The 8,790-nt window shown below is 67.1% G+C and carries 10 protein-coding genes and 1 pseudogene; 2 read left to right on the plus strand and 9 right to left on the minus strand.

Going from position 1 to position 8,790, the window contains the following annotated elements:
* Nucleotides 1-33: 33 nt before the first annotated feature.
* The 8 genes from HCU64_RS21645 to HCU64_RS21680 all read right to left on the minus strand — a co-directional run bounded on the left by HCU64_RS21645 (nucleotide 34) and on the right by HCU64_RS21680 (nucleotide 6,331).
* Complete coding sequence (locus HCU64_RS21645; protein WP_233386340.1) at nucleotides 34-1,017, minus strand: type IV secretion system protein; 984 nt, start codon at nucleotides 1,015-1,017, stop codon at nucleotides 34-36.
* Nucleotides 1,018-1,030: 13 nt separating this feature from the next.
* Nucleotides 1,031-1,315 (minus strand): EexN family lipoprotein, encoded by a 285-nt coding sequence (locus HCU64_RS21650; RefSeq protein ID WP_233386341.1) that lies wholly within the window; start codon nucleotides 1,313-1,315, stop codon nucleotides 1,031-1,033.
* Nucleotides 1,312-2,004: a P-type DNA transfer protein VirB5 gene (gene virB5 / locus HCU64_RS21655; protein WP_233386342.1), complete on the minus strand. Its 693-nt coding sequence runs from the start codon at nucleotides 2,002-2,004 to the stop codon at nucleotides 1,312-1,314. Before virB5 ends, HCU64_RS21650 begins: the two co-directional genes overlap by 4 nt.
* A complete protein-coding gene (locus tag HCU64_RS21660) occupies nucleotides 2,001-4,376 on the minus strand; it encodes a VirB4 family type IV secretion/conjugal transfer ATPase (RefSeq protein ID WP_233386343.1) in 2,376 nt (791 codons plus the stop codon). Before HCU64_RS21660 ends, virB5 begins: the two co-directional genes overlap by 4 nt.
* A complete protein-coding gene (locus HCU64_RS21665; RefSeq protein WP_233386344.1) occupies nucleotides 4,369-4,704 on the minus strand; it encodes a type IV secretion system protein VirB3 in 336 nt (111 codons plus the stop codon). Before HCU64_RS21665 ends, HCU64_RS21660 begins: the two co-directional genes overlap by 8 nt.
* A gap of 68 nt (nucleotides 4,705-4,772) precedes the next feature.
* Nucleotides 4,773-5,069 carry a TrbC/VirB2 family protein gene (locus HCU64_RS21670; protein WP_233386345.1) on the minus strand — a complete coding sequence of 99 codons (297 nt, stop codon included), beginning with the start codon at nucleotides 5,067-5,069 and terminating at the stop codon, nucleotides 4,773-4,775.
* 59 nt (nucleotides 5,070-5,128) lie between these two features.
* A complete protein-coding gene (locus HCU64_RS21675) occupies nucleotides 5,129-5,668 on the minus strand; it encodes a transglycosylase SLT domain-containing protein (RefSeq protein WP_233386347.1) in 540 nt (179 codons plus the stop codon).
* Nucleotides 5,669-5,686: 18 nt separating this feature from the next.
* Nucleotides 5,687-6,331: an acyl-homoserine-lactone synthase gene (locus HCU64_RS21680; RefSeq protein ID WP_233386348.1), complete on the minus strand. Its 645-nt coding sequence runs from the start codon at nucleotides 6,329-6,331 to the stop codon at nucleotides 5,687-5,689.
* A 235-nt stretch (nucleotides 6,332-6,566) separates the two neighbouring features.
* On the opposite strand from HCU64_RS21680, the gene HCU64_RS21685 reads away from it, so the two are divergent.
* Both HCU64_RS21685 and HCU64_RS21690 read left to right on the plus strand, forming a co-directional pair.
* Nucleotides 6,567-7,289 (plus strand): helix-turn-helix transcriptional regulator, encoded by a 723-nt coding sequence (locus HCU64_RS21685; protein ID WP_233386349.1) that lies wholly within the window; start codon nucleotides 6,567-6,569, stop codon nucleotides 7,287-7,289.
* Nucleotides 7,290-7,362: 73 nt separating this feature from the next.
* Entirely contained in the window at nucleotides 7,363-8,355 is a 993-nt protein-coding gene (locus HCU64_RS21690) for an IS481 family transposase (RefSeq protein WP_233386350.1), read from the plus strand.
* A gap of 242 nt (nucleotides 8,356-8,597) precedes the next feature.
* Here HCU64_RS21690 and HCU64_RS21695 read toward each other — a convergent pair.
* Nucleotides 8,598-8,790 (minus strand): annotated as a pseudogene (locus HCU64_RS21695) (arsenical resistance protein ArsH); the annotation flags it as partial.

Here is an 8,790-nt window from a genome sequence, read left to right on the forward strand (position 1 = left end):
CTTCCCGTTTGCGGGCGAGGTCGAGTGCCTTCGCTATTTGGCCCCGCGCCGTTCGATGCTGCCGCCGGACCGTGCGGTCCGGATCGCCGCCGCCGATTGCCGTGCGGCGGCGCGCGAGCCTGCGTAGGCGCCGGCCATCGCCGCCGTGCCGCCCGTCAACGCGGCCGCGCTCAGGCTCCGGCTCATCGCGCGACCGGCGAGCGATGCCCCGCCGCCGGCCAGTGCGCCGGCGATCTCAGGGAGCTGGAGGGCGACGTAGGCTGCGAGCCCGAGGATGGCGCTGATCGCGACGGCGCCGACGATGAGCTGGCCGCCGGTCGCGGCGTTGGCGCCGTACTTGTCGACGAACTGGATCACCGTGGTCAGCATCAGGCCGACCAGTGCGATGACGAGTACCTGCAGCACCACGAAATTGGCGAGCTGACGCGTCCAGGCCTCGGCGAAGGGACGCGTCGCCTCGAACAGGGCGAGCGCGATGAAGATCGGTCCGAGCGCGATCACCAGGGCCATGCCGACCTTGGCGTAGAGCATGATCGCGAACTGGAGGAAGCCGGCCGCCGCCGTGAACACCATCAGGATCGCTGCGACGAGTGCGGGCGCGATGTTGGTCAGACCCGCTTGATCGTAGATCTTCGTCGCGACCTCAATGCCCTTGTTCAGGAGCTGATCGAACGGCTGGCCGGACTTCATGTTCAGGCCGGCACCGGAGATGGCGTTGCCGATCTCCCGCGGCAGCGTGTCGTTGAACAGGTCGGTGACGTAGTGCTGGAACGTGCCGGCGTTGGTGGCGAGCATCACGATGGCGACGAGGCGGACCGAGCGCCAGGCGAAATCCATGACCGGCTCGCGCACGCCGCCGCGGATGATCGCGATGCCGTAGAGCACGATGTAGAGCATCAGACCGACCCGCAGTGGCCCGCTGACCGCCGAGGTCAGGTTCGTCACGGAATCCGAGACGAACCGCGTGATCGGCTGCTCGAACTCTCGCAGGAATTCGTCGAAGACCTGGATCGCCACATCGGCCTCCCGCTTATCGTTTCAGGACTTCGATGGCGTGCTCGCGCCCCACCATCATGATCCGCTCCTTGGCGTGGCCGGCGTTCCGGCAATCGGGAGTGTCGCCAATGCCGCCCGGATCGTTGCGGCAGCGCGCCCAGGCTTCGTCGAGCGCAGCCGGATCCTCGAGAAACTGCAGCACGGTCCGGCTCTTCGGCCTCTCGCTCGTCTCGCCGGCGGTGGGCTGGGCGGGCGGCCCGGAATCGTTGCAGGCCCCGAGGCTGGCGAGCAGGGCGACGGCGAGGGTAGGGCGGATCATCGGACCGCCGCCTTCATCTCGTCGATCAGCTGGCGCCCGCGCTCGCGTTCGCGCTGGTGGTCCATGTCGCCTTGCGCCCGCTGCACCATGGCGAGGCCCTGCATGCGGAGCACATCGTTCTGGAGCAGCGTCGATTCGACCTGGACGCGGGCGGAGAGGTCGAGGACGTCCTTGACGTCGCGCGCCTGCCCGATCTGCTGGCGCAGCTTGTCGAGCTCGTCGACGCGCCTCGCCGCCGTGTCGTAGACGGCCTGCCCGATCGAGTGGTTCGTCCCGGTCTGGCGGGCGATCCGATCGAGCTCCGTCGCGTAGAACGCGTTTCCGGGATTGGCGGTGTAGACCCGGTTCTGGGTCAGGTAGCCGTCGAGCGAGGACGCGAAGGTCCCGCTCCCCGAGCCGTTCACGAGGCCCTCGATCTGCGAGAACTCGGCCGGCAGGTATTTCCGGAACTGCGCCGAGTTCAGAAGGCCCGCGACGTCTCCCGCATTCGTGAGCTTGTTGACGCTGTCGTAGAGGCGCTTGGCCTGATTGAGCTGGTCGTTCAGCGTGGTGAGCTGCTTCTCCATCTGCTGGACCTGATCGACCAGCCTGGCGACCGCGGTCGGATCGTAGACGATGTCGAAGGCTGGAGCGGGAGCAGCCACGAAGACCATGGCCAGCGAGGCCGTCAGGTGTGCGAGACGTCTCATGGCAGGGTCCTCCGCTGCGCGTGGAAGGCGGGAAGCCAGGTTGCCGGCTCGTCGCCCATCTCGGCCCGAAGGCGGTCGAGGAGTTCGACCGTGGCGGTCCGGCCCGACAGCACGGCGAGGTGATCCTCCAGCCCGGAGAGATCGAGCTCGGCGACGACGGCGTGCCGTCCCTGCTTGACCAGGAAGCGCCGGCTCTCGTTCGATAGGTCTTCCTTGACCAGGCGGTACTCGCGCCGGCTCAGGTGGAAGCCGTCGATGTAGTCCGCCGCCTGGCCGCGGGGGTTCGGGAAGAACACCTGGGTCGGGCACTGCTCGACGATGGTGTGCGCGATCGGGCTCGCCAGGGCGTCGCGCGGCGACTGCGTGCCGAACAGCATCGCCCCGTTCTTTTTCCGGATCGTCTTCAGACCGTCGTTGGCGAGCGCGCGGAAGGCCTCGTCGCCAAGCGCCTTCCAGAACTCGTCGATCGCGATCAGGATGCGGCGCCCGTCGATGAGGTCCTCGACCCGGTGGAACAGCACCATCATCAGCGGGGTGCGCACCGTCGCGTCGTCGAGCACCTCGGTCATGTCGAAGCCGAGGGTGGAGGCGTCGAGGCTGATCGCGTCGGCGTCGTTGTCGAGTACCCAGCCGAGCGGGCCGCCCTGGCACCAGCGCTCGAGACGGGCGCCGATGCCCTCGGGATCGCGCTGACCGAGAAAGACCCGCAAGGCCGAGAAGGAGCGCTCCTCCCGCGGGAGATCGCGCAGCGCGAGGAGCCCCGCGTCGATCCGGCCCTCGTCGACGGTGGAGAGCGGCCGATCCTCGGACGAGACGAGCTGCCGGACGAGACGGCCGAGGAAGGCGAGGTTCTCCGGTGTCAGTTCAAGCCGCTTCAGGGGGGCGCAGCCCGTCGGGTGTCCGCTGCGAAGGGCGAGATAGGTGCCGCCGAGCGCGCGGATCGCGAGCTCGGCGCCGCGGTCCTTGTCGAACAGGACCAGCTGGCAGCCGAGCTTTTCGGCCTGGGCCAGGGCGAAGGCGATGAAGACCGTCTTGCCGGAACCGGACGGTCCGCAGACGAAGGTGTTGCCGAGATCGCCGACATGGAAGGAGAAGTGGTAGGGCGCGCCCGATGCGGTCTTGAGGCAGGCGACCGCGGCACCCCAATGGATCCCGTCCGCCCGTCCCGACGGGTAGGTGTGGAAGGGAGACAGGGCGGCGAAGTTGCGTGAGGTGATCGCCCCGGCCCGCGCCCGGTAGCGGAACAGCCCCGGGCATTGCGCCCAGTAGGCCGCCTCGAGGCCGAGATCCTCGCGCGCGACGACGGCGCCGGCGTCGGCGAGGATGCGCCGCCCGCGCGCCATCGTCTCGAGAAGTGCCGCCGGGCTGTCGGCCCGGACCAGCACCGAGACGTGGTGGTCGCCCATGACGAAGCGGCCGGATTCGAGGTCGTCGAGGGCCGTGTCGAGGTCTCCGATCTGGCTCGCGGCCGGGTCGTTCGAGGAGAGCAGCTGATTCTGCTTGCGCGTCATCACCGCCTTTGCCTCGTGCTTCGAGAGGAAGGCGAAGGAGTGGGTGACGACGAGCTCCATCGGTGCCGCGAGCAGGCCGTCGAGGAGGCCGGGCCTCGTCGTCGCGGGATACTCCTTGAGCCCGAACATCCCGGCGAAGTGGGACCGGCCCGCGCCGCGGATCTCGATAGCCTCCCGGCCGAAGATCAGGCGGTTGGTATAGAGGGCCGGACCGATCGGGCCGTGGATGAGCGGGACGGGGAGGGGCTCGCCGGAGACGAGCTCGTGCAGGAACTCGCTGACCTGCGAGAAGACGACGCCGTCGCGCTCGTAGAGCCCGAGCCGGGAAGGGCCGTAGGGCGCAAGCGCCGCCACGACGTCGCGCGTTGCATCCTCGAGCTTTTTGAGCGCCCCGGTATCGAGCTCGTCGTTGGCCGCCCGTGCGCGACCGAGACGAGCCAGGAGGCCGATGGCACGCTCGGCCCGGTCCCGTCCCGGATGCCAGACCAGGGTCAGCGTCAGGTCGTTGCGGTAGAGGTCCTGCGCGGTGAGGCGCTCGCGGTAGGCCGCATCGAGATCGCGGGCGAAGCCCGAGCGAAAGCGCCCGGTCGGATAATCCTGCGAGCGTCGGCGAACGACGTGGGTCCAGAGCGCGAGGCGCTCGTCGGCGACGTTGCGGAGCGCCAGGTTGAGCTTGGCGTGCAGGTCGTTGAGCTCGGCCGGGTCGGCCGTTTCGAACGAGACGCCCTCGATGCGTATGCAGGTGATGAGCGCGCGCGTCGCCAGCGTCACGACATGCTCGGTTGCGTGGCTCAGGTAGGGGAGGTGGGCTGCCGGCCCGACCTCGCGTCGCTTCAGGCGCTGCGTGGCGGGGCTAGCCATGGGCGAGCTCCTCCGGGCGGTAGCGACGGACGAGCGGCAGCGGCGTGCAGGATGAGCCGCCCCACAGCCCCGCGTTGCGATGCCGTCCACGCGTCTCGAACCACGCGAACAGGATACGGAACTGGTTCGGGTCGTGTCGGCACATCAGCCGGCAGGCGAAGTGGATCGGAAGCGCCACGAGGCCGTAGAGCAGCGAGCCGGCGAGGATGAACAGGATCGAGGAGAAGATCATGTTCAGGCCCATGGCTTCCATGGTGACGCCGAGAAGCATCGCGGGTCGCGTGCAGGCGAGGAACAGGGTGTCCTCGACGAGGCGTTCGTCGGACATGACGGAATCCAGATTCGAGGATGGCGGGGTGGCGATCGCGGCGCCGCCTCACGGCGGCCGGAGGCGGCCTATTTGCCGGTGATGGTCGAGACGATCTCGGAGGCTCCGAACAGGATCGCGACCCCGAACACGACGTATCCGGCCTTGCGCAGGTCGAGATAGCCGAACATCCAGGCCATGCCGGTGACGATGACCGCGAGCGTGGCGAGCAGCTTGGCGACGTTGCCGGTCAGCGTGTCGACGATGTTCTGCAAGACCTTCTCGACGCCGCCGAGCGACTGCGCGGAGGCGGGTTCGGCCCAGGCCAGGCAAAGCAGGACAGCGGTGAGGCCGAGGCAAGCGGCGTGGCGATAGGCGTGCGACATGGAAGTCCTCGTCGGAGGGAAGGGGCACATGGGTTCGTGAAAACAGGGCGGTGCCGCCGCTACTCGGTCGTCGGATAGACGAGCGCAGCGCTAGCCTTGGCCTGTCCGTAGACATCCCAAGCTCTCGTGACTGGAGGCCGATCTCGTGTCGGCTCCGGAACCGGCTGATCGGAACCCAGGGTAGTCGGTGGCACCCCATGCGCTGGTGTGGCAGTCGGAGGCGGAGATGGGACGCCCTTCCTCCTGCCGAGAGGCTGGAGCGCACCGGGATCGTCCTTCAGCAGACGCGCCGCCACACGCAGGTTGGTGCAGGGCTCGAAGGCGTCGCCGACCGGCAGACCGAGCCGTTCGACCGCGCGGCTGTCGAGACCCGCCAGACCGAGGCGGGCATGCTGACCCGCCACGCGCATCTCCATGGCGAGCGCCACGGCCTCGTCCTTCGAGAAGGCCTGAACCGAGAGCGGGTGTCCGCTCTGGATCGTCGAGAGGACCAGCGGTTCGAATCCGCTCGCCTCGCGCACGATGGCGACGAGCGGCGCGGCTGCCTGACCGGGTGCGCATTCTCCGATCAGGGTGGTGAGGGCGAGAGCGTCCAGCATGGCGCGTCCTCCCCGATCTCACGCAGCCAGCTTCAATGACGCGTGGCGCGCAGCCGGGCGGATCGCCTCACGCGTCTCTTCGCGAAACGTGCTCAGGTGCCCCTGCGTGATCGGAAGCAGCCCGGCGACCGCGTCTGTCGCGCCGATCCGGCGGGGCGCACCAAGGCGTTGCAGGGGCCAGCCGGACCGGCGCAGGATCCGCTCCATACGGGTGTCGGTGACGGTCGCGAGCGTGTGTTGGCCGTGAACGAGGCACCATTCGAGGATGCCGGCGAACAGGAGCGTGGTCGCCCGTCGGGTTCCGCTTCCGGTCACATCCGTGACCCGGCTCGTGTCGACGCAGAAGCGGGAGCTCTCGACGATCTCGGGACTGCAGGGCACCTCGCCGTCGGCGACCAGGAACGGGAAGGTGTCGGCGAGCATGTTCGGGCCGAGGGTCGGCAGCAGCCGGACGTGGCCCACGACCTCGCGCCCATCCGCGACGACCAGCAGGTAGGTTGCATCCTCGGCATCGAAGCTGTCGATCTCCATGTCGCCCGACACGGTGACGTCCCAGTCGAGGCGACCTTTGAACACCCGGCCGCGCAACCTGTGCATTCCGGCGACGAGGTCGACATGCCGGCCGAAGGCATGGCGGGTCAGGGTCAAGGTCTTCAACTGCATGGGGTTCTCGCTCGTGGCTATCGATGCCGCGAGCAGACCAGACGAGGGCAGGGTTCCGATACCTGGGTAAAACCACAGGTGTTGCGGATCGGCCGCAGCGCGTCACCGATTGCGGACCGGACCTAACGCTAGGGTTGATCGATCCGCGGCTTCGGGCTGCAACGAGCACGGACCACCGGCCTGGAATGGCCACACGCGAGGGACGACGCCGGCCCGACAAGGCTGAGGAGGATCGATGACGAGTAACGATGCGGTTCAGGAGTTCATGGATGCCGTCCACACGGCTTCCGAAGAGGTTGCCCTCGCCGGTGCCGCGAGCCGATTGAGCGATGCGCTCGGCTTCCGGTGGTTTAGCTATCTCAGCGTCGGTGATGGCAAGCCGGACGTGATCAGCACCTATCCGGCGATCTGGAGCGATCACTACCTCTGCAGCCGATACGATCAGGTCGATCCGGTGATCGCTGCCTCACGTCGCCAAACGGTCCCGTTCTTCTGGGGTGCGCTCGACGGTGCCCGGCCGTCGGATGCGGCCGGCCTTCGCCTGTTCGACGACGCGGCGAGCTTCGGGATCGTATCGGGCTTGAGCGTGCCGTTACGCGGTCCGAGGGGAAGAACGGCCCTGTTCACGCTCTCAACCGACGAAGTCTCGCCCGCCCTGCTTCGCCGCGCCGAGGAGCTAAAGACCTACGTGCAGGTCTGCGGTCTGCATCTTCACAATCAGCTTGCGGCCCGTGTCGCCCGGTTCATGCCGGAGCATCGGAAGCGCACGCTGACCCCGCGGCAAAGGGCCTGCCTGCACGCAGCCGCCGAAGGACAATCGGCCAAGCAGGCGGCGCGGTCGATCGACCTGACGCCCCGAACCGTCCAGCATCATCACGAGGAGGCGAAACGACGTCTCGGTGCGCAGTCGCTCACCCATGCGGTCGCGTTGGCGTTGAGGGAGGGGATGATTTCATGAAGGTAATTTCCCTTAGATGTTTGATCCCAGGGTTTGATGGTGCAGTCTTCACGTCGGAGTGGAGGGACGCGCTATGGGCCAGGTTCTTCATGGCAGCGCCACAACGACGGAGGCGGTCCGTCGATCGATCCAACATAGTCAAGCGAGCCTGAGGGCGCTCTCGAAGCGCTACGGGATCAACCCGAAGACGGTTGCCAAGTGGAAGAAGCGAACCTCGGTCGCCGACCAGCGCACGGGGCCGAAGGATCCGCATTCGACGGCGCTGTCACTCGAGGACGAGGCGGTCGTCGTCGCCTTCCGGCGTCACACGCTCCTACCGCTCGACGACTGTCTCTACGCGCTCCAGGCCACGATCCCGCACCTGACCCGCTCGTCGCTGCACCGCTGCCTGCAGCGCCATGGCATCAGCCGATTGCCGGAGGTCGACGGTGACAAGCCCAAGCGTTCGCGCTTCAAGGCCTATCCGCTCGGCTACTTTCACATCGATCTGGCAGAGGTCCACACGGCCGAAGGCCGGCTCTACCTGCTCGTCGCCATCGACCGCACGACCAAGTTCGCCTTCGTCGAGTTGCACGAGAAGGCGACACGGCGAGTTGCCGGCGACTTCCTCCGGCATCTCATCGAGGCGGTGCCCTACACAGTGCACACGGTGCTCACCGACAACGGCACCCACTTCACCACGCCCGGCAACGTTGCCTCAGCCGCTTCCATCATCAAGGAGGCGATTGCCGCCGGAGAGACCTTCCGCGCCCACAGCTTCGAGTCCGCCTGTGCCCGCAACGATATCGACCATCGCCTGACCAAGCCGCGGCACCCCTGGACCAACGGTCAAGTCGAGCGAATGAACCGCACGATCAAGGACGCGACGGTCAAACGCTACCACTACGACAGCCATGAGCAGCTCCGCGCCCACCTGGCCGACTTCGTCAGCGCCTACAACTTCGCCCGTCGCCTGAAGACCCTGCGGGGCCTCACGCCCTACGAAGCCATCTGCAGGGCATGGTCCGCCGAGCCAGGTCGCTTTAGGTCAAACCCGCTCCATCAAATGCCGGGACCAAACATCTAGCGCGCAGTTAAGGCTGAAGCATAGCACCACAGGCTTGTTGGTCGTTTTGCCTTGAGAAGGCACAAATTTGGCAGACGCCAAAGTATACCTGCCGAAGCCCTCAACCTGCGGCTCGACAGCCAAGTTGATCGAGCTAGAGCGCTTTCCGACAAAGTGGATACCGGTTCGTCGATGGAAAGCGCGTCAAAACAAGGACTTGGAGCTTCCAGCCTGATGCAATCAGGTCGGATGCAGCTCTAGTCCTACCGTTTCACTAAGCCGATTTCAGACGCTACAATCTTCAGTCGCTCCGGCACGCGCTCTTTCCGCTCGCTGTAGCGATCGACGAGGTAGCCAGCCCGCTCGCGGGTCAGAAGGGTGAACTTCACCAACTCCTCGCAGACGTCGACGACCCGGTCGTATAGCGGTCCCGGCCTCATCCGGCCGGCCTCGTCG

It is taken from the genome of Methylobacterium sp. C25 (assembly GCF_021352225.1).
Taxonomy (GTDB): Bacteria; Pseudomonadota; Alphaproteobacteria; order Rhizobiales; family Beijerinckiaceae; genus Methylobacterium.

Excerpts from the sequence above, each read along its gene's own strand:
- HCU64_RS21650 (WP_233386341.1), bottom strand. The coding sequence starts at position 1,315 with ATGATCCGCCCTACCCTCGCCGTCGCCCTGCTCGCCAGCCTCGGGGCC.
- HCU64_RS21665 (WP_233386344.1), bottom strand. The coding sequence starts at position 4,704 with ATGTCCGACGAACGCCTCGTCGAGGACACCCTGTTCCTCGCCTGCACG.
- virB5 (WP_233386342.1), bottom strand. The coding sequence starts at position 2,004 with ATGAGACGTCTCGCACACCTGACGGCCTCGCTGGCCATGGTCTTCGTG.
- HCU64_RS21685 (WP_233386349.1), top strand. The coding sequence starts at position 6,567 with ATGACGAGTAACGATGCGGTTCAGGAGTTCATGGATGCCGTCCACACG.
- HCU64_RS21660 (WP_233386343.1), bottom strand. The coding sequence starts at position 4,376 with ATGGCTAGCCCCGCCACGCAGCGCCTGAAGCGACGCGAGGTCGGGCCG.
- HCU64_RS21670 (WP_233386345.1), bottom strand. The coding sequence starts at position 5,069 with ATGTCGCACGCCTATCGCCACGCCGCTTGCCTCGGCCTCACCGCTGTC.
- HCU64_RS21675 (WP_233386347.1), bottom strand. The coding sequence starts at position 5,668 with ATGCTGGACGCTCTCGCCCTCACCACCCTGATCGGAGAATGCGCACCC.
- HCU64_RS21690 (WP_233386350.1), top strand. The coding sequence starts at position 7,363 with ATGGGCCAGGTTCTTCATGGCAGCGCCACAACGACGGAGGCGGTCCGT.
- HCU64_RS21680 (WP_233386348.1), bottom strand. The coding sequence starts at position 6,331 with ATGCAGTTGAAGACCTTGACCCTGACCCGCCATGCCTTCGGCCGGCAT.